Origin of the sequence: Protofrankia sp. BMG5.30, assembly GCF_001983005.1 — a bacterium.
Classification (GTDB): Bacteria; Actinomycetota; Actinomycetes; order Frankiales; family Frankiaceae; genus Protofrankia; species Protofrankia coriariae.
Genome location: NZ_MOME01000024.1, coordinates 1 through 25,598, shown reverse-complemented (window position 1 = coordinate 25,598; position 25,598 = coordinate 1). Strand labels below are relative to the sequence as shown.

The following is a 25,598-nucleotide window of genomic DNA, read 5'->3' as shown; positions in this document are numbered from 1 at the left end:
GGATCACACCTCCAGGTCAGTGCGGTCGGCCGGTCGTTCACCGCGCTGATACCGCCACGCCAGGTTCAGCAGGAAATTGTAGGCATGCTCGTATTCCGGAACCGCGGCCAGCGCGTTGAGAGCGCCCGGAATCTGGGCTTCGTGAAGTACGGACTCGTGGGCGGACGGCTCGGTGGCCAGCCAACGGGCCAGTACGAGACGAGCGACATGGACGTCCGGTCCCCCGCGCCACCACGGCCCCAGTTCCTCCATGGGATCGGACGTGGCCAGAGCGGCCACGGCCGTCGGCGACATCGGCGCCCGGGTGATCCCGGCCAGCTCTCTCCACCATCGGTGGCCGTCCCACCGCCCTTCGGGCGATATCGCCGCCAGGCCGGCCCGTACATGCTCCACAACCGGGGTCAGCTCGTTAGTGGCAAGTCCGTGGTAAAGCGTCGCCGTCACATGTCCCGGGCCGCCGCCCGGTCGGGGCTGCCGGTAATGGTCCCGCATCCGATGGTGGACATTCCGCCAACTGTCCCGGTCGTCATCGGGACGGGCGCGCAGGTCCTGCAACAACAGGCGCCGCAGCACCGGGCGGAGCACCGGCCTGCCGGCGGTCTCCCGCGTGCACATGTTCTCCTGAAGATTCTGTAACAGAGCCTGCCGATGCTGGATATCGGATGTCCGGCCCAGCGCCGCATGTATCGAACTGGGCTCGATACCCTGTGGCGCGGCACAGGTGACCAGCATCTTCCGCTGAAGCTCCGTGAAAGGGGCGAGCCAGTGGTCCAGAGCATCCCCGCCGAGCGTGCGGCGCGCGGCGCCGGGCCTGCGCTCCCCGCTTTCGATCTCCAGCAGRCAGCGGCTGTTCTCCTCCGCCGGTTCCGGTGGACGACGGCGGGCGACGATCCGTAACCCTCGCAGCACATGGCTGACCGTTCCCGGATGACCGTCGGTGACGCGGTGCAGGTCCGTTGCCAGCCGGCGCCACCGGTCGGGCAGGTCGGCGCGTCTGACCAGCAGGCTGACGTCGTTCGCCGTGAGGTCGGGTAACTCCACCGGATACCACCATGAACCCGCTTCGTGCGCGTCCGCGCGCCGGCCACGGGCCCAGTTCGCGTAACCCGCCGCGTCGAGCGGGCGTATCCGGCTCCCCGAGGTGCCGTCGCGGACCGGGTTCCACCCCCGGCTGGTCACGATCACGACCAGCGGGTCGCAGGTGCCGGCGCCATCCGAAGCCCGTTGATGGCGTTCTTCCACGAGCAGGTGAAGGAACTCCCGGCCGCCGGGGGAATGGTGGACGTTGTCCAGCAGCAGAACGCAGTTGAACAGGTCGCTGCCGGCCCGCCGGCCGGCGGTGAAAGCGTCGTACAGATCGGCGAGAAACATTTTCACCAGCAGCCGTTCCACCTCCTGGCGCGATTCGTCGTCGGCGTCCCGGAGCGCGACCAGGTCGGCCAGGGCGTCCGGGCTGATCGGCTCGGCGGTCCGCCGCGAGCGCTCCGCCCGTTGAAAGGGCCAGGTCCGCCGGCCGCCCAGCCGGGCCCGCCACTGCATGGAGGCGAGGACGGTCACCGCGGCGGACGCCACATCCGGCAGTTCCGACGAGGCGAGCACCGGGCTGACGATCCTGATGATGTCGTCGCGGTTGCGCTCCGCCCAGGTCCGGTCGCGCAGCAGCCTGGTGATCTGGTGCAGGGTCTGGATACGATCGTTCAGCTCCAGCTCGCTGCCGAGGACAAGCAGGCAGGTGTAGAGCCGGTCGAAAGTGATACGCCGATAACCGGGCACCTTCCCGGCAAGGCCGAAAGCGGTCCGGACCAGAATCTCGCGGGCCGGGGAAACATCGCGCCCCGGCGCCGGCCGCCGTCCCGTCCCGCCCAGATTCAGCCGGACGTGCGGCACAGCCGCGCACCATCGTTCGATCTCGTCGAGCACGGCGCTGCGGCCAATGCCCSGGGGCCCGAGCAGCAGGACAATCGGCAGGTCACGGTTCCGCGCCTCGCCGGAGCGGTCCAGGCACTCCGTCAGCAGCCGCCGGACCGGTTCCTCCCGGCTTCGGGAGATGGCCACTCGCTCGCTCATCGGACAGCCCGCCGTTTGCTGCCGGACAGGCGTGAAACGCGCCATGGAACGGCCGTGCCGATCGCCGACACCATCTCACCAGGGCACATGCGCATATCCATCCGACGAAGCGCGGAGAACGAACCGGTCAACCCGGCCGCACCCGCGATACCAAGATCTGCGATACCAGGATCCGTGGCAGCAAAATCCGTGATGGCAGGGCGTGGGCAGGGTTTGGGCCCATCGGTCCAGAGCGTACAACTGACCACATACCGAGCGAACCCCGGAGCGGTCCACCCGGATGCCTGACGGGCATGTCATCTCGACTCATCCTCGRCACACGTCCGCCAAAAATCCCGGACGACCGCACGGATTCCCGGCCGAGAAAGGATGCCGATGAGCGGAGCCATGACATTGAAACCCAGGTCCGCCTGGCAGGTGAACGCTCACCACCATACGTTCAGCGGCATCGCCGGGAGCGGCCGATCAGTTCACGATCCGACTTCCGGAACACATCGCGGCCACGGCCACGGCCACGGGCACGGCCACGAGCACGCCGGCGCCGGGCCGGCTATTCCGCTTGGGCCGCCCACAGGGCACAGATGGGCAGCGCCCAGATCCGGTCGCCGAGTTCGAAAGGCATCGGACCGGTGTGGAACACGACTCCCGCGCGGAAGCCCTGGCCGAGATGGTCACGGAACCACACGAGGTGGCGGGCGTCCCGAACCGTCGGCGCCGAGGATGCCTTGATCTCAATCGCGATCACCTGGCCTCCTCCGAGGTCTATGACGACATCGACCTCCTGACCGTCACGGGAGCGGAGGTGGTGCAGCCGGGCACGTGGGTGGAGAAGGGCCACCTCCGGTCGCAGCTGAGCGACGACGAAGGTGTCGAGCATCCTGCCGAGCAGATCTCCGTCACGCAGAACACTCCGCTCGTCCACCMGGGCGGCGGCGAGCGCGAACGCGGGATCGGTCAGGTACCGCTTTGCCCGTTTGGTCAGTCTGTTCAGACGGTTCGTCGACCACGCCGGAACGAGATCGATCAGGTAGAGGGCGGTCAGAATCCGGTCATAGGCGTCCGCGGTCCGCTGGTTGATGTCGGCGGCCTGGTAAAGCGTGCCCTCGCTGGGGAGCCCTGCTGTCGAGAGTCCGAGAACTTCGAGGTAACGACGTAGCCGGACGGGATCACGCTGTTCCCCCGCCGCGAGTACGTCCCGGGTGACGACATGATCGACGTAGGCGTCCAGCCAGGCGAGCCGCGCGGGTGCGCTCAGGTTCAGCGCGGCTTCGGGGAAGCCACTCCTCAGCGCGAGGTCGACGTAGTCGTCCAGGCTCGGGGGTGTGCCGGCGATGCTCAGGCGCGAGATGTCCGGGCTCAGCAGCAGATCGAGCAGGCCCGGCTGATCGATGGAGCGGGTGATCTCCCGTTCGGTGAGCCCGTGCAGCACCAGCCGGACGACACGGCCCGTYCCGGGCCACTGGCGCGTGGTGAAGTCGGCTTCGACGCTACCTGTGAGAAGGAACCGGCCGGGACGAGGGTCGTCATCGACCGCCCGCTTGACCGCGCCCAGGACCGCCGGCACCTCCTGCCACTCGTCAAGGAGGACAGGCTCATGGGCGCGGCGCAGCGCCACGTCCGGATCCGCGGCGACCGCCGCGGCGACCGCGGGGTCGTCCAGCCGCAGGATGTCTCCGGCGACTCGCCGGGCGGACGTCGTCTTCCCTGCCGCGCGCGGGCCGGTGACCATGACAGCGGGCAGCTCGGCGAGAAGGCCTGCCAGGCGCCCGTCGGCGATCCGTGGGACATACCTTGACGTTGGCATACAGCGACACTACACAGTCTGCGGGCCCATCAGTACATAAATTGCGGGCACATCAGTACATATTCCGCGGGGCTTCCAGTACAAGTTCTGCCAGCACATCCGCACACGTCCCGCACCCGCTGGCGCCCCACTCGACAGCAGCTCCCGCAGTGGGCGGGGAGCGGGCCGGGGTGAAAACTGGAGGCATGHCGACACTGTCGGAGGATGTGACCGCCGCTCTGACCGCGCCGCTTGCCGCCTGGGCGCCGAGAGGAGTCGCACGCAGCGACTTCAGCAGCCCGCCCTGTGCCTTCTTCACCTCTACATCCGCGATGTCCGCACCGATGGCGCGAAGGCTGTCGACGATCTCCGCAAGCTCGGCACCCCTCACCGAACGTCACGTTAGCTAGCATGACGAGCTTCGGTGTCGGCCATGACGTGGCGGGGGGCGGCGGCATCCGGCGAGACGCTCGGGCAGAGCGACCGAGAAGGCGGCAGGAGATCCAGCGAGCACTTCCACGGACGTGCGTGTGGCTGGACGGCCGAGTCGAGGTGGCTGTCCTGGAATCCACGGGTAGAGGCCGGTTGGCTACAGTTACCGCATTCGGGGGATGACGGCGGCCTGCGCCCTCGGGGATTCCCGTGGCCGCGAGGGGAGCAGCGGGCCGTGCCGGTGGACCGTGACCGCGTGCAGCGGGTGCAGCGGGTGTTACCCGACCGTTACGAACTGCACGACAGGCTTGGCGGTGGCGGGTTCGGTGACGTGTTCAAAGTGCTGGACCGCCGACTGGACCGCTTCGTCGCGGTCAAGGYGGTGACGCTGGAGGGCCCGGACGGGCATCGGCGCGCCGGCGATGAAGCGAAGGTCCTGGCACAGCTCAACCATCCGCACCTGGTCAACATTTTCGACGCCTTTGACGTCGACGGCCTCTTCCTGCTGTTCATGGAGTTTGTTTCCGGCAAGGCCCTGGACAAGGTCCACGGTCCTCTTCCGCCGGAGACGGTGTGCGGGATCGGGCTGGCGGCCGCGGACGCGTTGGCGTATGTGCACGGCAAGCACATGCTGCACCGTGACATCAAACCGGCGAACCTGCTGCTCGCGGACGACGGYACCCTCAAGATTGTCGATTTCGGGATCGCGAAGCTGCTGGAACACACCGCCGCTTTCGGTAGGACCGGGACGCCGTTCTGGATGGCGCCGGAACAGCGCAACTTCGCCGCGCTCGGCCCGGGTACGGATCTGTATTCCCTCGGGCTGGTCCTGTACTGGCTGTTCGCCGGCCGGCTGCCCGAACGCCCGCGGGTCGGGCCGCTCACGGGCGTGCACAAGGCGTTGGCGGATGTCGTCATGCGGGCGCTGGAAGACGACATCCAGGCGCGACATCAGTCGGCGCACGAGTTCGCCGTCGACCTCGCCGAGGCCGCCGCAAAGGCATTCAAACCCGGCTGGCTCAAACGCAGCAACCTGATCCTGCGGGTCGATGACGCGATCCGCGACGCGGCGACCCGCCTCCCGGACCAGCCACTTCCGCCGCCGATCGACCAATCCCGGCCGACCGCCCGGGTGCTGTCCGGTGCGGAGACAAAGAGCCCGCGACCGGCGGTTCCGCTGCCTCGCCCGCCGGCGCCTCCCATCCCTGGTGGCCTCGCTCACGATAGGAACCGGCCCCGCCGGGCCGCTGGAAGCGCTGACCGGGCCAGCGGGGCCACGCCCCACGGCTACCCCGCAGCCACCCCGCAGGCGCCGGCCGCTGGCCCTCGGTGTCGTCCTGATGGTGCTGCTTGCCACCGCCGTCACGACCGCTGTTCTGCGGACCGGATCCGACTCCTCGCCGCGAACCGGATCCGACTCCCTGTTGATCACGACAGTGGCCGGCACCGGCGTTGCCGGGTTCTCCGGAGACGGCGGACCAGCCACCCAAGCCCAACTCGGCTCTCCGTTCGGGTCTCCGTTCGGGGTGGCAGTCGACAGCACCGGCACCCTCTACATCACCGACACTGGCAATCAGCGGGTGCGTCGGATCAAGGGCCAGTAGCGCCTTGGCCGCCCGGCTCGGGCCGAGCGCACGCGGACAAAACCTGGGGGTAGAACACGGTCATGTTCGTCGAGGATCTCGGCGGACCGCGGATGCCGGTAGACACTGACGCCCGCGATCTCGAGCAGCATGTCACAGGCCCCACCGGATACCTCAAATAGCTACAGATAGTAGTCAACCGTCGGACTGGAGAATACAGGAAGAATCTTGTTCAGACAGGCGTCCTGACGTGGGCATATAGCGATACTGCGCAGTCTGTGGGCCCATGAGTACATGTTCTGCGGGGCTATCAGTACAAGTTTTGCCAGCGCATACGCACACGTTCCGTATTCACCGGTGCTCCGCCTGATGGTAGCTCCCGCGTCCAGCGATTCACGGCGGCCGACGGTCGACGGCCGTGCCATTCGCCGTCGTCGCCGGGCCTTGCTCTTCAGCGGGAAGATCGAAAACATCGCTCCGGGGTGGAGCCGAACAGGTGCTATCGGGGGGTGGCGGGCTCGGCCAGTGGTGTGTAGGCGTCCGGGCGGCGCGTGGTGAGGAACGGGAACAGGTCGAGCCAGTCACGTCTCTGGTCGAGGTCGAGGTCGGCGACGAGCACGGCGGGTTCGTCGCGGGGAGCCTGCACGAGAACTCGGCCGTAGGGATCCGAGATGAACGAACTGCCGTAGAAGGTCAGCGTGCCTTCCGAGCCGATCCGGTTGACCGCCACCATGAAGGTGCCGTTGGCGATGCCGTTTCCGACGATGACCTGCTGCCACAGCGGCCGCGTGTCGAATCCCGGCTGGTTCGGTTCGGAGCCGATGGCCGTGGGATACACCAGGACGTCGGCACCGGCGAGAGAATAGGCGCGGGCCAGCTCCGGAAACCACTGGTCCCAGCAGGTGGGGAAGCCGAACCGGGCCGTTCCCAGGCCGAGGACCGGATAGGCCGCCGGCCCGGCGGGTCCCCCACGGAAGTAACGGTCCTCGTAGTAGCCGGCCGTAACCGGAATGTGCAGCTTGCGGGTGCGCGCCAACAGCGCGCCGTCTGGCGCGACGGCGACAGCCGTGTTGTAGCCGAGTCCGTCGTCACCGTCGGTCATTTTCGCCTACGGCGGCGTCCACTGCATCACCCAACAACAGCCACGCGTCACGCGAGGAGGACAACGACCACCGGCAGGCCGTCACCCGCCAGGTCGGTGGCTCCCGTCCGCGACCGGGGTTCAGCTCAGCACGAGCGCGAGGGCAGCCAGACCGGACACGACAGCCGCCAGCGCCACGCATCGGAGCGCTCCGGCCGGGCTCGCCCGGCGGCTGCCCGCATCGGCCATGCCCCGGTGGTGGCGTCTCGATCCGATCAGCCACGCCGCCGCTCCAGCGCCGAGCGCCCACGCGCCAGCGGCCCATCCCAGCGGACGATTCCCGTGGCCGCAGGAGACGTGCAGGAGCAACGCCCCCAGGCCGACGAACGCGAACCCGGTGCGCTGCCAGGCCAGGTAGGTCCGCTCCGGCTGTGTCTCCCCCGCGGCACGGTCCGGCACCATCGGCCGATCGCCGCAGGCCCTGGGGCCGCCCGGGGCGGCGCTGCCGTCGGCAGGGCTCACCGTGCCCCTCGGCTGGCGACCAGCACAAAGATCAGCGCAGTCGCGCTCACCAGTGCCACGCCGGCAGCGAGCAGCCTGGGCAGTCCCGAAACCGGCAACGACCGCCGCTCCCGCATCGCCCGTTCGACGATCACCCATCGTCGGTAGCTGGTCGCGGCAACGGTAGTGCCGAGCACGATCAGCGGTACGCCCAGAACATGCCGGGCACCGGAGACGCTGAACTCGGGCACGACCTGGACCACCGCCACGCCGCCCGCGAGCAGGGCGAGCGACGTGCGGATCCACGCGAGGAACGTCCGTTCGTTGGCGAGACTGAAGCGGACGTCCGGGTCCTGACCGACCAGACCGACATCCCCCGGCCGGCGCCCATTCCTCGGACGGCACCACCACGCGCGCGCGGACCACACCCGTCGGGACGGTAAGCGACCGCTCCCATTCCCGTCTTCGCCCGCGCCCACTCCCTCACCGTACTGGTCGAAACGTCGCCGCCCAGGTACGCCGTCGGCCCTCCGCAGCGGCGCTGGCCGGGGTGAGACTGGGGGCATGCCGACGCTGCCGGAGGATGTGATCGCTGCTCTGACCGCGCCGCTCGCCGGGCTGGACGCCGAACTGGCCGCCCGCTTCCCCGGGGATCCGGGCACCTCCCAGCCGGTGCACACCTGCTACGTGCCGGCCGACCAGGTGACCGCGACCGTCGTCGACGACTGGGCCGCCGCCGCCCGGGCCGCCTTCGACGCGCACGCCGGCGAACCATCCGACCTGGCTACGACGACCGGCGTCCCGGCGGCCCTGGCCGGGCGGGTCCACGCCCATGTCCGCCGGGTGCTCGCCGGCTCGCCGGTCGCCGACCTCCGGGTGGATCTCGAGGACGGGTACGGTATCCGCGCCGACGCCGAGGAGGACGCCCACGCCGTCGCCGCAGCCGAGGCGCTGCGCGCGGCCGCCGCCGCGGGCCGGCTCCCGGCGTCCTACGGGCTGCGGCCGAAGTCGCTGGACGCGGCCGTACGGGACCGTGGGCTGCGCAGCCTGGATCTTTTCCTGACCGCGCTCGCCGCGGGTGGCAGCGCCGCCGCGCCGCCCGGGCTGGTGATCACCCTGCCGAAGGTGAGCGCGCCACAGCAGGTGAGCGTGTTCGGCGCCGTCCTCGCGGAGCTGGAAGGGCGCCTCGGGCTCGCCCCCGTACCACTGGAGGTGCAGGTCGAGACCCCGGCGGCGGTGCTGGCGCTGCCGGCGGTCGTGGCAGCGGGCCGGCCTCGCCTCACCGGCCTGCACGTGGGCACCTACGACTACTCGGCGGCGCTGGGGATCAGCGCCGAGCACCAGGCCAGTGACCATCCGTCGGTGGAGTTCGCCACCGCGTTCATGCAGCTCGCGGCGGCCGGGACCGGGGTACGGGTGGCGGACGGGTCGTGCAACCTGCTGCCGGTCGGTGACCGCGCCGCGGTCCACGCGGCCTGGCGGCGGCACGCTGAGCTGATCCGCCGGGCCTGGCGGCGCGGGCTCTACCAGGGCTGGGACCTGCACCCGGCGCAACTGGTCTCCCGGCACGCGACCGTGGCGTCCTGCCTGCTCACCGGCCTGCCCGGCGCGCTGGCCCGGCTGTCACGCTGGACCGGCACCGGCACCGGCACCGCGCCCGCGGACGGCCYGGCCGGCCCGGTCGCCGACGAGCCCGCGACCGCCCGCGCGTTGGCCGGTCATCTCCGACGGGCACTGGACGTGGGCCTCCTCGACGACGCCGACCTGGCCGCAACCGACCTGACCCGCGGGACGATCATCGCTGCCGCCCTGCCCCCACCGGGAACCCACCGACCATCTGGATGAGCGCATCCGATCACGAACATCCGATCACATCGTCCGCCCCGCGGTCTGCCCGCACACGCGGTGCTCAACTCGTAATGCTCGTTTATGCTCAATTTATTAACTACTCTTAGTAGTCAAACAACTTTGACATAGAACGCCTCAGGTGCCGCGGTAGGCGGAGAAGCCGTAGGGGGACAGCAGCAGGGGGACGTGGTGGTGCTGCCCGGGGTCGGTCACGACGAAGGTGATGACGACCTCCGGGAAGAACGTCGAACGGGACGTGGTGTCGAACACCAGGCGCCACGCCCCCGGCCCCTCAACCGGCAGATCCCGAACCCGCCCGTCACTGTCGGTCACAGCGGACGTCACTGGCCGCCAGCCGCGCACGTCGCCGTCGAAGCCTACGATTATTCGTTCGAGCTGGACCGGGATGCCTTCGGCCGGCTCCCCGGCGGCGGTGTCGAGCACATGTGTGGAAACAGTCACTCCCGCATCATGCCCGGCCCACTGTCAGCGACCACGCTCATCCGAACGCGGTACCGGCGGGTGGCGCGGCCGGCCCAGGCACGCGCCCGGCTCGGACGTGCGGCCAGCCGGGCATCCGCGTGCACCGCGGCGGACGCGGCGTCCGGGCAGCCGGCGTCCGAGCCGATGGTCACGGACGGCCGGTCACGGGCCGCTGATCAGCCGTCGCAGCCTCAGCTCGGTGATCTCGGCCTGCTGGCCGGCCGCGACCCGCAGCTCGGTGGCCGGGTCGTTGCCCAGCCGTTCCCGCAACAGCCCCAGCATCTCCTCGGCGCTGCGGCCGGCGGCACGCACCAGGAAGATGTAGCCGAACCGGTCCTCGTACTCCTGGTTGCCTGCGACCAGCGCCGCCTTGAGGTCCAGGCTCGCGTTGTCCAGGGCGGCCTGTTCCCGGCGCGGGGCGTCCATCCCGGCCAGGGTGGCCCGGGTGGACGTGGTCGGCGCGGGCAGCGGGGCGCCGCGTTCCCCGATGCGGGGGTGCGCGGTGAACGCCTCCAGCCAGTCCGCCTCGGTGAGCTGCCACCAGTGCTTACTGGCCGCGTCGAGCAGCGCGGCCAGCGTCGGGTACGGCCGGCCGTCGCCGACCGCGGCGGCCCAGTCCTCCGAGCCGCAGCAGCCCAGCAGCTCGGCGTGGGCCGCCCCCGGGGACAGCGCGTTGAACCAGCGCATCGCCAGCTGCTGGCGTCCGGTCTGGGTCGGGGTGCCGATGAGGCGCAGCCGGGCCAGCCCGCCGTCGGGGAACGCCTCCAGCCGCACGTGGGTGGCCTCCACCGGGACTTCCAGGTCGAACAGGTGCCGGGTGTTGGGCTGCACCCGCACCTGCGGCAGCAGCGGGTACCAGCGGGCGATCTTCTCGATCGACGAGACCTCGTCGTTGCCGAACAGTTCGGAGGCGGACGCCGCCCACAGGGCCACCGACCGGGGTGCGTTGCCGTGGAAGTGCCGGGTGTCGACCTCCGCCCGGATCACCTGGCCGGCGGTGGCCAGCCGCACCACGGCCCACTCGTGGCCCACGCCGCGGCGGCGGCGGGTCTCCCAGCCCTCTCCCATCACCCGGGCCTCGCCGGAGGCGTTGAGGTTGTGCCGGTCGCCGTAGTRCATGTCGCTGCACGCGATGACCACCCCGCCGAGATAGGCCGCGGCCAGGTCGGAGGTGACGCGGTCGAGCAGCCTCGGGTCGGGGATCACCGTGCCGTGCACGCGCAGCCTCGCCACCCCGCCGTCCGGGTGGATGGTCAGCCGCAGGTGCGTGACGCGGGTGTGGCCGGCCCGCACGACCGGCAGGACGTTGACCGCGTCGGCCTGGACCGGTGTCCGGGGCACCAGAGCCACCCAGCTGACCGATGCCTCGGCGACCTCGGCCGCGGACGGGTAGCCACCGAGGGTGGCGCCGTGGATCTCCACCGACTCCGGGGCGTTCCCGGTGAAGTGGGAGGTGTCGACGGTCACCGCGCGCACCACGCCGGGCGCGCCGAGCCGGATGATCGCCCAGTCCGAGCCGTACAGGTCACGGCGGCGGCGGGTCTCCCAGCCGTCCGTCCACGCGCCCCGCTCGGTGAACACCCCTGGCCGGGCGATCGGCGGCTCGGGCAGCAGCATCCGTTCGGCGAGTGCGAAGAACTCGTCGTTGACGGCCACCACCGACCCGCCGAACCGGGCCGCGGCAAGGTCGACAAGATTCGTCAGATCGGGAGCGTCGCCCACGGATCCTCTTCTCTACGGATTCTCTGCGGACTTTCTCCGGTGGACGCCCGCGACCGTGCGGGCGGACGTCCACCGTTGGAAACTCGGACGTTCGGGTGGCACCCGGACGCCCGGGTGGAACCCGGACGCGCCGAAACCGGACGGCCTGAACGATCAGGTGCCCGGTCGGATGCCGGTGTCATCGCGACAGCAACCTGCCGTGCGGCGGCCGGTCGCCGTCGGCCCGCCTGCCGCGCAGGTAGGTGGCACGCACGACACCGTCCAGCGTCCGGCCCGCGTAGGGGGTCAGCGGATGGCGGTGGGCGAGCCGGGCCGGGTCGACGACGAAGGACCCCTCGGGATCGATCACGGCGAGGTCGGCGTCCGCCCCCGGGCTGATACGCCCCTTGTGCGTCAGCCCGACCAGGTCGGCCGGGCCGGTGCACATCCAGCGGGCCACGTCGGCCAGGTCGTGGCCGCGGCGGCGGGCCTGCGTCCACACCGCGGCCAGGCCGAGCTGCACCGAGGCGATCCCGCCCCACGCCGGCCCGAAGTCGCCGGAGTCGACGGCCTTCAGCTCCGGTATGGACGGCGAGTGGTCGGTCACCACCGCGGTGAACAGGCCCGCGGCGAGCCCCTGCCACAGCCGCTCCCGGTTGTCCTCCCCCCGGATCGGAGGTGCACACTTGTACACAGTCGCACCATCGGGAACCTCCTCGGCGGTGAATGTCAGATAGTGCGGGCAGGTCTCGGCGGTCAGCGCGACTCCGGCGTCGCGGGCGGTCAGCACGTCGTCCAGCGCCGCCGCCGCGGACAGGTGCAGGACGTGCAGGCGGGCGCCGGTGGCCGCGGACAGCGCGGCGAGCCCGGCGACCGCCTCGGTCTCGGCCGCCGGCGGGCGCGCGGCCAGCCAGCGCGCGTACCGCCGGCCGGCGGCAGGCGGCGCCGCGTCCAGGACGGCCGGCGACTCGGCGTGGACGACGGTCAGCGCGCCGAGCCGGGCGGTGTGGGCGGTGGCGGCGGCGAGCACGTCCATCCCGACGTGTGGGAACTCGTCCACCCCGGACGGCGCGAGGAACGCCTTGAAGCCGAACACCCCGGCGTCGTGCAGGGCCGAGAGGTCGGCGAGGTTGCGCGTGTCGGCGCCGATGATCCCGCCCCAGAAGCCGACGTCGACCCATGACTGGCCGGCCGCGGCGGCCCGCTTCACGGTCAGCGCGGCCAGCGACGTCGTCGGCGGGATCGCGTTGAGCGGCATGTCGATGATCGTGGTGACCCCGCCGGCGGCGGCGGCCCGGGTGGCGGTGGCGAAGCCCTCCCACTCGGTCCGGCCCGGCTCGTTGACGTGGACGTGGGTGTCGACCGCCCCGGGCAGCAGCGCGAGATCACCGAGATCGGTGACGCCCGGGGTGGCGCGCACCGCCTCCGGCCGCGTGACGGCGGTGATCCGCCCGTCCCTGATGTGCACGGCGGCCGGCCGGACACCGTCCGGGGTGACGACCCGTGACGAGCACAGCACGACCGGACGTTCCGGCAGCTCGACCGGCCCGACCGGCCCGATCATTGGCCACCACCGACATCTTCAGGATCGTCAGATTCGTGATCGTCGAGGCCCAGCAGGTCCTGCGGGCGGATCGGCACCCGGCGCAGGTCCCGGCCGACCGCGTCGCGCACCGCCGCCACCACGGCCGGCGTCGCCGAACAGGTGGGCGCCTCGCCCACCCCCTTCACCCCGTAGGGCGCCCCCGGCTGCGGATGGCTCAACGCGACGAAGTCCAGCTCCGGGACGTCGGCCGAGCTCGGCAGCACGTAGTCGTGGAACGTCGGGTTGCGCACCACCCCGTCCCGCACCACCAGCTCCTCCATGAGCGCGAGCCCGAGCCCCTGCGCCGTGCCGCCCTCGACCTGCCCGCGCAGCGACAGCGGGTTGAGCACCGTGCCGACATCCTGGACCAGCGCCATCGACACCACCCGCACCAGCCCCAGGTCGACGTCGACGTCGACGACCGCGCGGTGCGCCGCCGCGGCGAACGCCACGTGCACGTCGCCCTGGCCGTCGGCGTCCAGCGGCTGGGTGCGCCGGTGGCGGAAGACCTCCACCGCCTCGACCGGCCCGTCGGCGAGCGCGTCCGCGAGCGTCATGCGCACCCCGGCCTCGCCGGCGACAATCTCACCGCCGGCCAGCGTCAGCAGTCGCCGCGGCACCGCGGCGACGTCGTCGGGCAGACCGAGCCGGCGGGCCACCCGGGCCAGCAGCCGGTCGGCGACCGTGGCCGCGGCGGCGCGCACGGCACCGCCGCTCATCCACGTCTGGCGGGACGCGCTGGTCGACCCGGCGCTGCCGGCGGTGGTGTCCGCCGGGGCGAGCACCACCTCGTCCACGCCGAGCTCGGTGCGGACGATCTGCCCGGCGATCGTCACGAAGCCCTGGCCGACCTCGGCGCACGCGCTGTGCACGACAGCCCGGGGCGTGCCGTCCGGCCCGGTCTCCAGGCGCACCCGGGCGGTGGCGTAGTCGTCGAACCCCTCGGAGAACAGCAGGTTCTTGTACGCCACCGCATAGCCGACCCCACGGCGGACGCGGGCCGGGTCGGCCGCGGCAAGGCGCCCGCCGGGCAGCGACGTCACCGGCGTCCGCGCGGAGACCGGCGGTGGCAGCGGCCGGGCCGCGAGCACGTCGATCATCTCCCGCAGCGGCAGCGGATCGGGCACGACCTGCCCGGTGGGCAGCACGTCACCCGGTTCGAGCGCGTTGCACCGGCGCAGCTCCACCGGGTCGATGCCGAGGGCGTCGGCTAGCCGGTCCATCTGCGCCTCATGCCCGATGGCCACCTGGGGGACACCGAAACCGCGCATCGCCCCGCACGGCGGGTTGTTCGTGCGGACCACCCAGCCGTCCAGCACCGCGTTGGGCACCCGGTAGGGCCCGGCGGCGTGCGTGACCGCGTTGGTCAGCACCGCCGGGGACGACGACGCGTACGCCCCACCATCCAGGATCAGACGTGCCTGGACGCTGACCAGCAGCCCGTCCCGGGAGGCGGTGTGCCGGAACCACATCCGGGCCGGATGCCGGTGCGGATGGCCGAGGAACGACTCGACCCGGTCGTAGGCGATCCGCACGGGGCTGCCGGTGACCAGCGCGAGCAGCGCGCCGTGGATCTGGAGCGTGATGTCCTCGCGTCCGCCGAAGGCCCCGCCGACACCGGCGAGGGCCAGCCGCACCCGGTGCTCGGCAAGGCCCAGGCAGGCCGCGACCTGCTCGCGGTCGGAGTGCAGCCACTGCGTCGCCACCCGCAGGTCGACGCCGCCGTCGGCCGTCGGCACGGCCAGCGCGGCCTCGCAGCCGAGGAACGCCTGGTCCTGCATGCCCACGACGTAGGAGTCGGTGACGCTGACCGCGCCGCGGGCCGCCGGGTCGCCGTGGCGAAGATGGATCTCGCGGAAGACGTTCCCGTCGGGATGCAGCAACTCGAACGCGCCAGGACCCGCCAGCCCGTCCGGGCACGGCGGCCCTCCGGCACACAGCGATCCGGCGGGAGACGGCGATCCGGGGCCGCGGGCGGCGGCCACGATCCGCTCGGGGTCGGTCCAGGGTGGCAGCGGCTCGTAGTCGACCTCGATCGCGGCCAGCGCCGCCGTGGCGGTCCGGGCGTCCACCGCCGCCACCGCCGCCACCGGTTCGCCCTGATAGCGCACGACGTCGGCGGCGAACACCGGCTGGTCGGCGACGATCAGGCCGTAGGTGGCCCGGCCCGGCACGTCCGCCGCGGTCACGACCGCCGCCACCCCGGGCATCCGGCGGGCCGCGGCGGTGGTGATCCGGCGGATGCGGGCCCGTGGATGGGGGCTGCGCAGCGTCCGCGCGTGCAGCATCCCCGACAGACCAAGATCACCGGCGTACGGGAAGGTACCACTGACCTTGGCCGGCCCGTCCGGGCGTGGCACGGACGCCCCGATCCCCATCCCCTGATCGCTGGCTGCCTGGTTGCTGGACGCCTGGTCGACGGACGCCTGGCCAGCGGATGTTCGATCAACGGATACCGCGCCGGACGGCGTCCGGTCGGTGACCATCCGGTCGACGTGGTCAGCGGGCGGACACGGGTTCATCATCGTTCCGATCTTCCGCGCCGCCCGCCGGCCCGTGCGCGGCCACCGGCCCGTGTACAGCGGCCAGCCCGTGTACGGCAGCCAGCCCGTGTATGGCGGCCAGCCCGTTGTGGGCCGCGGGCCGGTCTCCGGGCGCGGATCCGTTCCCGATCGCCAACCCGTCCCGAGCTGGCGGCGGGTTCCCGGTCGCTGGCCCGTCCCCGGTCACCGGCCTGTCCCCTGCCGCTGGTCCGTTCCCGGCCGCTGGCCTGTTCCCGGCCGCCAGCGGGTGTCTCCCGGTCGCCGGCGGGCTTCCTGGACCGACCGGATCGCGGCGATGATCCGCCCGTAGCCGGTGCACCGGCAGATGTTGCCGGCCAGCGACTCGCGGATCTCGTCCTCGTCGGCGTCGGGACGCCGGGCCAGCAGGTCGGTGACGGCGACGACGAATCCTGGCGTGCAGAAGCCGCACTGGACAGCCCCGTGGGCGAGGAAGGCAGCCTGCACCGCCCGCGCCGGCCCGCCCACACCCAGCCCGGCCACGGTCGTGACCTGGGCGTCGGCGGCGTCCGCGGCAAGAACCGTGCAGCTCGTCACCAGCCGGCCGTCCATCAGGACCGAGCAGGAGCCACACCGGCCCTGCTCACAGGCGTCCTTGACCGACAGCACGCCCAGGTGGTCACGCAGCACACGCAGCAGGGACTCCCCGAACCAGGCGCCGGCCACCTCCCGCACGCCACCGTCGATGTGGAGCTGGTAGGACACCCGCGGCCCGGCATCGTGCGACGGGCACGCCGGGTCCTCATCAACCGAGACGTTCCGGTAGGCGGGCTCGCTCATGGGCGCGCTCACCGTCCGCCCGCGGACCGGACCGGCGACGGACCGGACAGGCAGCGTCCGGCGGCGCGCGCCGCCAGCACTCCGGCGGCGTGCCGGCGGTAGGCCACCGACGCCCGCGGGTCGTCAGGAAGCGGATCCTCCACGGCGCGAACGGCCTCGGTGACAAGCTCGCCGAAGCCCGCGACCACGTCGGGGGGAGCCGTACCCGTCGCCCAGTCGACCCCCGCGCGGACGAAGTCCTCCGCGGCGACCGGGCGGACCGGCCGGCCGGCCACCCCACCGATCGCGCACGCGACCCGCTCCCGCACCCGGTCGACGACCAGCGCGCACGAGACGACCGCCGCCGAGGCGGCCTGCCGCGCGCCGACCTTGAGGTAGGCCTGGGGACCGCACGGCCGCGGCAGCCGGACCGCTGTGATCAGCTCGGTCGGGTCACGCCCCTCGGCCAGATAGGACGGAACGGTCACCGTCCGCGCGCCGTGCACGCTGCGCAGGACGACCTCGGCGTCGGCGGCGCTGAGGAAGGTCAGCAGATCCCCGCGCGGATCGGCCGTGCCGAGCGCTCCGCCGACCGTGCCCAGGTTGCGTATCTGCGGTGATCCGACGACCCGCGCGGTGGCCGCGAGACCGGGCGACAGCGACCAGCCGGCCAGGTCCTGGTAGGTGACACCGGCACCGATGATGAGCCCGTCGGCGCTGGCGCCCCGGGTGCGCAGCTCCAGGACCCGGCGCAGGGCGATGATCCGTCGCGGCCGGCGGCGGCCGGTCCGCAGCGCGGGGACCAGGTCGGTACCGCCCGCGAGCAGGTCCGCCGCGCCGTCGGCGAGGATCTCGACGGTGTCGGCCACCGTCAGCGGCCGGTACAGGCTGGCCGGGCTGGCCAGGCCAGCCGCACCGAGCACCGGATGGTCGGCCGGGCGGGCGGTCTGAGCGCCGATCGTGCCGTCCGCGGTGGTAATCATGGGAGATGCCGTGGGAACGTCCGCGCGACACGGAAACCCGCTGGCAGGTATGGCGGCAGGGAAGACGGTCGGTCGCGCGCAACCCCACATGACAGCCGACGATAGTACTCCGAGGTTACACGCATGTTCACTATCGGCGACACGCAGGGTTCTCCAGCCGGCCACTGACAGAAGCCGTCCGGCGAAAACCGACAGTGCCGGATCGCAACCGTACTCATCCGTATTGGGCACGATACGTCCGCGGCGGGAATCATAGCTGCCCGGTACGGCGACGTCCGGTATTACCCGAAAAGGGGAGCGTTCTCACGACGGCGCTCACAGGTTCCCCGAACACGGAGACATCATGATCACACAATTTTCGGCGGTACGGGCCCCTGGCCCGGAGCCACGGCCGGGCAGCCCCGGGAACACGGTGACGGAACACAGTGAGATATCGATCACGCATCACCTTGCGTCACACCCGGGACGCGAAACCGAAACAACGGCTCACTTCAATCAACACATTCGAAGAACGCTTTTACCGAACTCGTCACCGGGCCGCGGACCGGACCAGGTCGAACCAGCACCTGGCCTGCGACCCGCGCCCACGGCCGGCGCCCCCGCCCCGGCAGCCCCTTCTCCCAGGAGGTGGTCGACGTCCGCCCACGAATGACGAACACGGATCCTTCGCTGCGACACGGTTGGCATCCGGTCGCGCGGTCGTCGGACATCGGTGACGAGCCGGTATCCGTACGGCTCCTCGGCGAACCATGGGTGATCGCCCGCCTCGACAACCGGGTGATGGCCCTTGCCGACCGCTGTCCGTATCTGCTGACGCCGCCGGCGGCCGGCCGTGTCGACGGCCCCCGGCGGGTCTGCGCCTACCACGGCTGGCGTTTCGTCGCGTCCGGCGCATGCACGGCCATGCCCGGCCCGCAGCACGCGCCCGGCCCGCAGCCCGCGCCCGGCTCGGAGCCCATGTCCGGCTCGGAGCCCATGTCCGGCTCGGACGTCTCCCGGTCGGAACGCGCCCGGGCCACCTCGGCGTGGGGCGCCACCGAACGCCACGGGCTGATCTGGATCGCCCCCGCGGAACCGTTCGCGGACATCATCGACCTGCCCGAGACGGACAACCCCACCTTCGTCTCCCGATGGCTGGACGTCAGCCGGAGCCGGGCATGCGCGGGTGTGCTCACCGACGATCTCCTCGATGCGGCGAACCTGCCGTTCGTCCATCCGAGTCTGGTCTGCGCCGACCCGGTCCGCACCGGCCCGATCCGCGCGGGCGCGGGCGGCACAGGCGAACAAACAATCACTTTTCGCCGTGACATCACTACCGATGGCAATGGATTCCGCCTGCGGATGGAGCAGACAGTCACCAATTCCGCGGAGCCGGTGACGACGACGGCTGGCCCGCGGCCGTGGAGCGGGCGCCGTCACCTGTCGACCTGTGTCTACCGGCCACCGTTCCAGCTCCGCCTGGTCCTGCGCTGGCCCGACACCGGGATCACCAGCACGATCTTCTTCTGCCTGCAGCCCGAGGACGCCACGTCCACCCGCATCTATGCCCGCCTGTTCCGCAACGACTGCACAGGGAGCCCCGACCGGTTGGCCGCGGCCGCGCGCGCCGAGCAAATGATCATGGATCTGCACCTCGCCGCGCGGGAAAGACACCCACTGGAYGGCCTGCCTCTGGCAACCACCGACCGCGGCGCCACCGGCGCCACCGACAGCACCGGCACGGATGCCGACATGCCCACGGGCGGCGCGCTCGGTGACGCCCAGGCGAACGCGGATACCGTCGGGATCGCGTTGCGGCGGGCGCTGTCCACGCTGGCCGCGCTGGCTGAACGGACCCAGCGGGCTCCAGCGCGCGACCGGCCCGGCGGCATCCTCCGCTACGCCCGTCGCGCGAGGGCAGGTTCCCGCCCCTGATCTCCCCAACCCGGCCCGCCCGACCTCTCCRACCTCTCCGGCACGTATGAACGCACATACACAAGGACGACCGGAATCCTGGTACCGCTATCCTCCCATCCGCTGCCTTCCCATCCGCCCCGCGGCCGCCTACACCCATCCCACCTTTTGACCCGTGCGCACCGCTGCTGGCCGCCGCCTTTCCAAATCGGCGGTCAGCGGCACGAAATGCCAGCTCAAACCAGGCGCCCACGGCTCCGCGACCAGTGGTCGCCACAACAACCACGGTGGTTACGACAACTGCCCGGGACCCCTGAAAAGAACACTGCGACCGAGGTTGGATCTTCTCCCCGGCAACGTCCTTCTCGCCGGGACCGCGCTCTGCGGGATCATGCCGCCACCGCAACGGTCAGCTCGTGGCACTCCTACAGCGGAAGCCGTAGGTGGAAACCATCACCACCACAACGGTTTCCACCTACAGCTTCCGCGTCCGTAGGTGGAAACCGTTGTTACAGCAGCATTTTCCACCTACGCATTCCGCTGTTACAGGTTGTCGAAGAGGAGCAGGACAAGATCCGGACTGCCGTCACCGCCCGCGAGGAGCTGGATGCCCTGGCCCTTTCCCTCGAAGGTGAGCTTCGTCCTGYCGTCCGAGCCGCCCTGCTGCAGGAACTTGTAGCCGGCGGCGGGCAGCGCCTGTCGGTAGAACTGGACCGCCGCAGTGGGTGTCACGTCACGCAGCGAAATCGTCGCGCGTTGGGGCTTGGACACCGAGACCGTGGGGACAGCTCCCCTCGGGAACGGAAAGCCCGCGGGGACGACCGTGCCCTTCAGGGCCTCCACTCCCGCCGTCGCGGTCGTGGCGACCTGGGGAGCCGCCGTCTCCACCGCCGGAGGAGCCGTCCGCGACGGCAGTGCCAGATCGGTTGCCAGATCGGTTGGCAGATCGACGGGCGCAATGCTTGGCGCGGCCTCGACCGCTGTCACCGGCTCGGCCTCCACGGAGGACGACGACGTGGATCCACCACACGCACCGAGCAGAAGTGTCAGGCCGACACCGGCTCCGGCCGTCGCGGTACGGGCGGTACGGAACCGCGACGTCCTCGCCTGTCGCAGTCGTCAAACGCGTCAGATCTCCCACTCTCAGATCCTCCACGCACGGATGCGCTGCCCGTGCGTCCCACACATGTGTCGGCCCGCGGGGCCCATGGCCCTCATCACGGCTGGACCCGCCAAAGCTATGACCTGCCTGACGTGCCGGACGTCGCGGGGGATGCGGGCAGACCGTTCCGCCGGAAGGGCAGGCGGACGTTTCGCCGGGAGAGCGGGTGAACGTTCCGTCAGGAGAGCGGGTGGCAGAGCCGCTGGCCCAACGACGCGAGGGTGAGGAACGGTGCGGCGAGCGTGCAACCGAGTGCCGCGGCGGCCGCGTTGACGCCGTCCAACTGGTCGTGCACGGCGTCCCAGGGGGCGTCGCTCATCACGCCGGCCACCGGCAGCGGGCAGGCCGCCAGTACCCAGCCACGGTCGACCACCACGAAACCGCCGCCCATCCCCTCCAGCGCCCGGGCGGCCGTCATCATGTCGTGGTCGCCGACCCCGATGATGGCCAGGTCACCGGGTGCCACGCTCGTGGTCATCCCGATCGCGCCCTGGCGCAGGCCGATCCCGCGGATGAGCCCGACCCGTATCCCGGCGGGCCGGTCCCGATGCACGCGGCAGGTGACAAGGGCCACCTTCAAAAGATCATGCTTTGGATCCGCTTCAACGCTACCGGTGGCGCCATCGACGGCGACCGGCCGCACCGTGACACTTTCAACACCCGGAAAATCACTCTGCGCGAGGAGTACCTCGACCGCGTTCACGCCCCGACCGGCGGGGCCGACGGACGCCGCCGGCACGGTGAACGACCCGCTGTGCAGGCCGGCGGGCAGCGACAGCCGCTCCCGAGCCCAGGCGGGGACGACGTCAAGGTTGTCGAACAGCGGGCGGCCCCGCTCCGCGGCCAGCCGCCCGCCGGAGAGCACGACCTCCGGCGGCTGGCATCCGGCGATCTCGCTGACGATCTGGATGTCGGCCAGACGCGCCGGTGTGAGCGACCCGAGCAGATGGTCCAGGCCGTGGCGGCGGGCCGGGGCAAGGGTGGCCATGCGGACGGCGGTCATCGGGGCCATGCCCGCCGCGACCGCCCGGCGGACGTCCCGGTCGAGATGGCCGTGCACGGCAAGATCGATGACCGTGCGCCCGCCGGCGGCGTCCAGCAGAGCCTCCCAGGTGCCGTCGTCAGCGGTTCGCCCGACCGGCGGGCCCGCCGACGCCGATGCCGGCCCGGAGCCGGACATGGGCCCCGGCGCGGATACTGGCCCTGATACGGGCCCGGCCTCGACGAGCCCGCCGGGCTCGGCGGGCTCGGGCCCCACGGGGAGCGTCCCGGCCATGCCGGTGACGTCCAGTGATGTTCCCCCGGCGGATGCGGGTAAGGAACCCGGCTGCCGCGGCACCATCGTCGTCCTCCCCGTAGGCATGGGCGGTACGGCCGATGTCACGGGCAGTGTTTCCAGCAGGCGTGCCGGGGTGCGGGTGGCAGTGGYGAGCTGTCCGCCGCGCGGCCCGTACAACCCGGTCAACCCGCTGGTGTCCGCCAGCAGGGTGACCGTTCCCCGGGGTACGACGACGCGGGCGAGTTCACCGGGGGTCAGCAGGGTCTGTTCGACCCGGATGCGCTCGTCGACGTAGGCGGGCAGGAGATAGCGGCCGGACGCGTCCAGCGCCCGGCGGGCCCCCAACGCCCCGGGCTGCGTCACCGCGGCGATGAACCGTCCGACGATCAGCAGGTCACGGCGCTGGAGCTCACCGGTGTGGACGACAACCAGCGTGCCGCCATGGACGATCAGGTCCGCCTCCTCCTGACCGTCCGCGACCCTGCGCAGGCGCTGGAGTTCCGCCGCGCTCGGGGCGAGACCGGCAGCGCCGGGGACAGCCGCGCGCCGCGGCCGGTGGCCGTGCTCGGCCRAGGGCCTTTCCGGCAGACAGGTCACCGGTTCGGGTCCGCGCGCGGACCACCCCTGTTGGCGGTCACGCTCGGTGGTCATGAACCCTCCGCAGACACCGTTTGGACGAGGATGGAGCATGACCCTGCGCTAAGAAGTCGCTCGGCAATGTGACGTACGTTACGCCCTGGCGCGGCCCCGCAGCCCCGCACCGGGTACGCGGACGCGGCATAGCCGCATACTGTGCCGCCACATCCGCGGCGGCGCCCGCAAACCAGCGTCTTTTAACGTGGCCGTCACAGATTCGGCGCTGATAGTCACAAAAGTGGGCTTTTCAAGAGATCCCGGACATCACGACGACGCACCCCGGAGACGCGTCCGAGCGGCACGGCGTGGCCGTGACGTACCCGTGACCGCTAGACTTCGCCACCGTGCTGCTCAGCCCGCACGAACAGGAACGGCTGCTCATCCACGTGGCAGCCGGGCTCGCCCGTGAACGGCGGGCCCGCGGCCTGCGGCTGAACCATCCGGAGGCGACCGCCGTCATCACGTCGTTCCTGCTCGAAGGCGCCCGGGACGGCCGCGGCGTCGCCGACCTGATGTCCGCCGGACGGACCGTGCTCACCCGCGAGGACGTCATGGACGGCGTCCCCGAGATGCTTCGCGAGATCCAGGTCGAGGCGACCTTCCCGGACGGCACCAAGCTGGTCACCGTCCACGAGCCGATCCCCTGACGTCCTCCCCCGCGTGAACGCGGGGGATTCCAGCTACACGAAAGCGGGTTCGCGTTGTCGAGGTTCGCGGTTCGCTCCGCGGGAGGCCGGATTCCTCCCCGGTCCGAAGGCCGGGGCATCCTCCGGGACCTTCGGTGAGCGGGCCGGTCCGATGAGTGCGGGCACCGGCATCCGGCCGGGCGAGATCCGGCACGACGACGACCCGGTGGAGATCAACCCGGGACGGCCGGTGCTGACGCTGCGTGTGCGCAACGTCGGCGACCGTCCTGTGCAGGTCGGGTCGCACTACCATTTCGCCGCCGCCAACCCCGCTCTCCAGTTCGACCGCGACACCGCCTGGGGGCACCGGCTGGCCGTTCCGGCCGGCACCGCCGTCCGGTTCGAGCCGGGCGTCGAACGCGAGGTGGACCTCGTCCCGCTGGGTGGCCGGCGGCTGGTGCCCGGCCTGCGCCCCGAATCGGCCGGCCCGCTGGACGACCCCGCCCGCCAGGGGGCACGCCCGTGAGCCGCCACCTCGACCGGGCCCGCTACGCCGACCTGTACGGGCCGACCGTCGGTGACCGCATCCGCCTCGCCGACACCGACCTGTTCATCGAGGTCACCGAGGACCGCAGCCGCGGGCCGGCCGGTGCCGGCACCGGCGACGAGGCGGTGTTCGGCGGCGGCAAGGTGATCCGGGAGTCCATGGGGCAGGCCCGGGCGTCGCGCGCCGAAGGTGTCCCGGACCTGGTCATCACCGGCGCGGTCGTCCTCGACCACTGGGGTGTCGTCAAGGCCGACGTCGGCATCCGCGACGGGCGGATCGTCGCGCTCGGCAAGGCCGGCAACCCCGACATCATGGACGGTGTCCACCCCGATCTGGTCATCGGGCCGGGCACGGAGATCCTCGCCGGCAACGGGAAGATCCTCACCGCGGGGGCGGTGGACTGCCACGTCCACCTCATCTGCCCGCAGCAGGTCCCCGAAGCCCTCGGCGCCGGCATCACCACCCTGATCGGCGGCGGGACAGGCCCCGCCGAGGGCACCAAGGCCACCACCGTCACCCCCGGGCCGTGGAACCTCGCCCGGATGCTGTCCGCGATGGACGCGCTGCCGGTCAACGTCGTCCTGCTCGGCAAGGGCAACACCGTCGGCGAGGACGCCCTGTGGGAGCAGCTGCGCGCCGGCGCCGCCGGCTTCAAACTGCACGAGGACTGGGGCTCCACACCGGCGGCGATCGACGCCTGCCTGCGGGTCGCGGACGCCTCCGGGGTGCAGGTCGCGCTGCACTCCGACACCCTCAACGAGGCCGGTTTCGTCGAGGACACCCTGGCCGCGATCGCCGGCCGGGCCATCCACGCCTACCACACCGAGGGTGCCGGCGGCGGGCACGCCCCGGACATCATCACCGTGGCCGCGGCGGCGAACGTCCTGCCGAGCTCGACGAACCCGACCCGCCCGCACACCGTCAACACCCTCGACGAACACCTCGACATGCTCATGGTCTGCCACCATCTGAACCCGAGCGTGCCCGAGGACCTGGCCTTCGCCGAAAGCCGCATCCGGCCGTCCACGATCGCCGCCGAGGACGTCCTGCACGACCTCGGCGCCATCTCGATGATCGGTTCGGACTCGCAGGCCATGGGACGCATCGGCGAGGTCGTGCTGCGCACCTGGCAGACCGCGCACGTGATGAGGGCCAGGCGCGGCCCACTGCCCGGGGACGGCCGCGCCGACAACGCCCGCGCCCGCCGGTACGTCGCCAAGTACACGATCTGCCCGGCCGTCGCGCACGGCCTGGACGCCGAGATCGGCTCGGTGGAGCCGGGCAAGCTCGCCGACCTGGTGCTCTACGACCCGGCGTTCTTCGGCGTCCGGCCGGCCGTCGTCATCAAGGGCGGGTTCGTGGCCTGGGCGGCGATGGGCGACGCGAACGCCTCCATCCCCACCCCGCAGCCGGTGCTGCCGCGCCCGATGTGGGGGGCGGCGGCGGGCCCGGCGGCGTCGTCGTCGCTGTCGTTCGTCGCCCCCGCAGCCCTCGACGCCGGCCTGCCGGCGCGGCTCGGCCTGGCCAAACCGATGGTCGCGGTCGCCGACGTCCGCCGCCGCGGCAAGGCGGACCTGCCGGAGAACACCGCCACCCCCGACATCCACGTCGACCCGGAAACATTCACCGTCACCATCGACGGCACCCCGGTCGAACCCGCCCCAGTAGCCGAACTCCCCATGGCCCAGCGCTACTTCCTCTTCTGATTCCTCTCCCGGTTCTGAGCCCTGTTCCGGCTTCGAGCATCAGCTCCGACCACGCCCATCCCGCCGACGCCCCCGCCGCGCCGCACCGTCCGCGCTGCCTGGAGCTACAGTCGAAGTCGGGCCGTCGCCGCCGCCCGTGCTATCGCTCATGCCACCCAGCAGACGCACGAACCTCGCGATTTCTTCCTGGTCCTCGACGGTGTCGAGCGCACCCCGCTCGGCGGCGAGCCGGTCGAGCATGTCGCCGAGCGCCCGGTGCCGGCAATCTCGTACCAGTCCGTTCCGGATGGGGACTGTTTCAAGATCGGTGTTTCCGGCCCGACACGCCGGGCCCTCGGGGTCCGGCGGGATGGGCACTGTGAGTGATGACATCGGGTGATAT

The 25,598-nt window shown here is 71.5% G+C and carries 19 protein-coding genes and 2 pseudogenes; 7 read left to right on the top strand and 14 right to left on the bottom strand.

The genetic code is table 11. From position 1 onward, the window contains the following. Positions 1-3 precede the first annotated feature (3 nt). Together BL254_RS14600 and BL254_RS14595 are read right to left on the bottom strand one after the other, a co-directional pair. Positions 4-2,067, bottom strand: coding sequence for a hypothetical protein (locus BL254_RS14600; protein WP_139342318.1), 2,064 nt, complete (start codon positions 2,065-2,067; stop codon positions 4-6). Between the two features lie 550 nt (positions 2,068-2,617). Continuing rightward, a complete protein-coding gene (locus tag BL254_RS14595; protein ID WP_076843570.1) occupies positions 2,618-3,871 on the bottom strand; it encodes an ATP-binding protein in 1,254 nt (417 codons plus the stop codon). Positions 3,872-4,283: 412 nt separating this feature from the next. Here BL254_RS14595 and BL254_RS29480 point away from each other — a divergent pair. Both BL254_RS29480 and BL254_RS26115 read left to right on the top strand, forming a co-directional pair. Then, positions 4,284-5,087, top strand: a pseudogene (locus tag BL254_RS29480) (serine/threonine-protein kinase); the annotation flags it as partial. Between the two features lie 337 nt (positions 5,088-5,424). Further along, positions 5,425-5,886 carry a hypothetical protein gene (locus tag BL254_RS26115; RefSeq protein WP_235433557.1) on the top strand — a complete coding sequence of 154 codons (462 nt, stop codon included), beginning with the start codon at positions 5,425-5,427 and terminating at the stop codon, positions 5,884-5,886. 478 nt (positions 5,887-6,364) lie between these two features. Here the strand turns inward: BL254_RS26115 and BL254_RS14580 are convergent. The 3 genes and pseudogenes from BL254_RS14580 to BL254_RS14570 form a co-directional block, all read right to left on the bottom strand. Continuing rightward, positions 6,365-6,958: pseudogene (locus tag BL254_RS14580) on the bottom strand (nitrilase-related carbon-nitrogen hydrolase); the annotation flags it as partial. A gap of 129 nt (positions 6,959-7,087) precedes the next feature. Continuing rightward, positions 7,088-7,468 carry a DUF202 domain-containing protein gene (locus BL254_RS14575; RefSeq protein ID WP_047223418.1) on the bottom strand — a complete coding sequence of 127 codons (381 nt, stop codon included), beginning with the start codon at positions 7,466-7,468 and terminating at the stop codon, positions 7,088-7,090. Further along, positions 7,465-7,875, bottom strand: a complete 411-nt coding sequence (locus tag BL254_RS14570; RefSeq protein ID WP_047223419.1) for a YidH family protein — start codon at positions 7,873-7,875, stop codon at positions 7,465-7,467. Before BL254_RS14570 ends, BL254_RS14575 begins: the two co-directional genes overlap by 4 nt. A gap of 136 nt (positions 7,876-8,011) precedes the next feature. Between BL254_RS14570 and BL254_RS14565 the strand changes: the two genes are divergently transcribed. Beyond that, positions 8,012-9,292 carry a DUF6986 family protein gene (locus tag BL254_RS14565; protein ID WP_076843565.1) on the top strand — a complete coding sequence of 427 codons (1,281 nt, stop codon included), beginning with the start codon at positions 8,012-8,014 and terminating at the stop codon, positions 9,290-9,292. Positions 9,293-9,430: 138 nt separating this feature from the next. On the opposite strand, the gene uraH is transcribed toward BL254_RS14565, so the two are convergent. From uraH to BL254_RS14530, 7 genes are all read right to left on the bottom strand, one after another. Continuing rightward, positions 9,431-9,757, bottom strand: coding sequence for a hydroxyisourate hydrolase (uraH, locus tag BL254_RS14560; protein ID WP_047223421.1), 327 nt, complete (start codon positions 9,755-9,757; stop codon positions 9,431-9,433). Continuing rightward, complete coding sequence (locus BL254_RS27145) at positions 9,754-9,930, bottom strand: hypothetical protein (protein ID WP_157180495.1); 177 nt, start codon at positions 9,928-9,930, stop codon at positions 9,754-9,756. The genes uraH and BL254_RS27145 overlap by 4 nt, the downstream gene beginning before the upstream one ends. A gap of 10 nt (positions 9,931-9,940) precedes the next feature. Beyond that, positions 9,941-11,500, bottom strand: a complete 1,560-nt coding sequence (locus tag BL254_RS14555; protein WP_076843563.1) for an allantoicase — start codon at positions 11,498-11,500, stop codon at positions 9,941-9,943. Positions 11,501-11,678: 178 nt separating this feature from the next. Then, entirely contained in the window at positions 11,679-13,043 is a 1,365-nt protein-coding gene (allB, locus tag BL254_RS14550; RefSeq protein WP_076843562.1) for an allantoinase AllB, read from the bottom strand. Further along, positions 13,040-15,442: a xanthine dehydrogenase subunit D gene (gene pucD / locus BL254_RS14545; protein ID WP_076843637.1), complete on the bottom strand. Its 2,403-nt coding sequence runs from the start codon at positions 15,440-15,442 to the stop codon at positions 13,040-13,042. The genes allB and pucD overlap by 4 nt, the downstream gene beginning before the upstream one ends. A 348-nt stretch (positions 15,443-15,790) precedes the next feature. Beyond that, on the bottom strand, positions 15,791-16,405 hold the full coding sequence (locus tag BL254_RS14535) for a (2Fe-2S)-binding protein (RefSeq protein WP_047223425.1): 615 nt from the start codon (positions 16,403-16,405) through the stop codon (positions 15,791-15,793). A gap of 8 nt (positions 16,406-16,413) precedes the next feature. After that, positions 16,414-17,367, bottom strand: a complete 954-nt coding sequence (locus BL254_RS14530) for a xanthine dehydrogenase family protein subunit M (RefSeq protein WP_083731097.1) — start codon at positions 17,365-17,367, stop codon at positions 16,414-16,416. 648 nt (positions 17,368-18,015) lie between these two features. Between BL254_RS14530 and BL254_RS14525 the strand changes: the two genes are divergently transcribed. After that, positions 18,016-19,281, top strand: a complete 1,266-nt coding sequence (locus tag BL254_RS14525) for a Rieske 2Fe-2S domain-containing protein (RefSeq protein ID WP_076843561.1) — start codon at positions 18,016-18,018, stop codon at positions 19,279-19,281. 522 nt (positions 19,282-19,803) lie between these two features. Here the strand turns inward: BL254_RS14525 and BL254_RS14520 are convergent. Further along, entirely contained in the window at positions 19,804-20,247 is a 444-nt protein-coding gene (locus tag BL254_RS14520; protein WP_139342316.1) for a hypothetical protein, read from the bottom strand. A 353-nt stretch (positions 20,248-20,600) separates the two neighbouring features. Continuing rightward, a complete protein-coding gene (locus tag BL254_RS29090; RefSeq protein WP_083731096.1) occupies positions 20,601-22,352 on the bottom strand; it encodes an adenine deaminase C-terminal domain-containing protein in 1,752 nt (583 codons plus the stop codon). A 329-nt stretch (positions 22,353-22,681) separates the two neighbouring features. Between BL254_RS29090 and BL254_RS14510 the strand changes: the two genes are divergently transcribed. From BL254_RS14510 to BL254_RS14500, 3 genes are all read left to right on the top strand, one after another. Next, positions 22,682-22,984, top strand: coding sequence for an urease subunit gamma (locus BL254_RS14510; protein WP_013872664.1), 303 nt, complete (start codon positions 22,682-22,684; stop codon positions 22,982-22,984). A 151-nt stretch (positions 22,985-23,135) separates the two neighbouring features. Then, positions 23,136-23,489: an urease subunit beta gene (locus BL254_RS14505; protein ID WP_139342315.1), complete on the top strand. Its 354-nt coding sequence runs from the start codon at positions 23,136-23,138 to the stop codon at positions 23,487-23,489. Further along, on the top strand, positions 23,486-25,216 hold the full coding sequence (locus BL254_RS14500; protein ID WP_076843559.1) for an urease subunit alpha: 1,731 nt from the start codon (positions 23,486-23,488) through the stop codon (positions 25,214-25,216). The genes BL254_RS14505 and BL254_RS14500 overlap by 4 nt, the downstream gene beginning before the upstream one ends. Positions 25,217-25,598 lie beyond the last annotated feature (382 nt).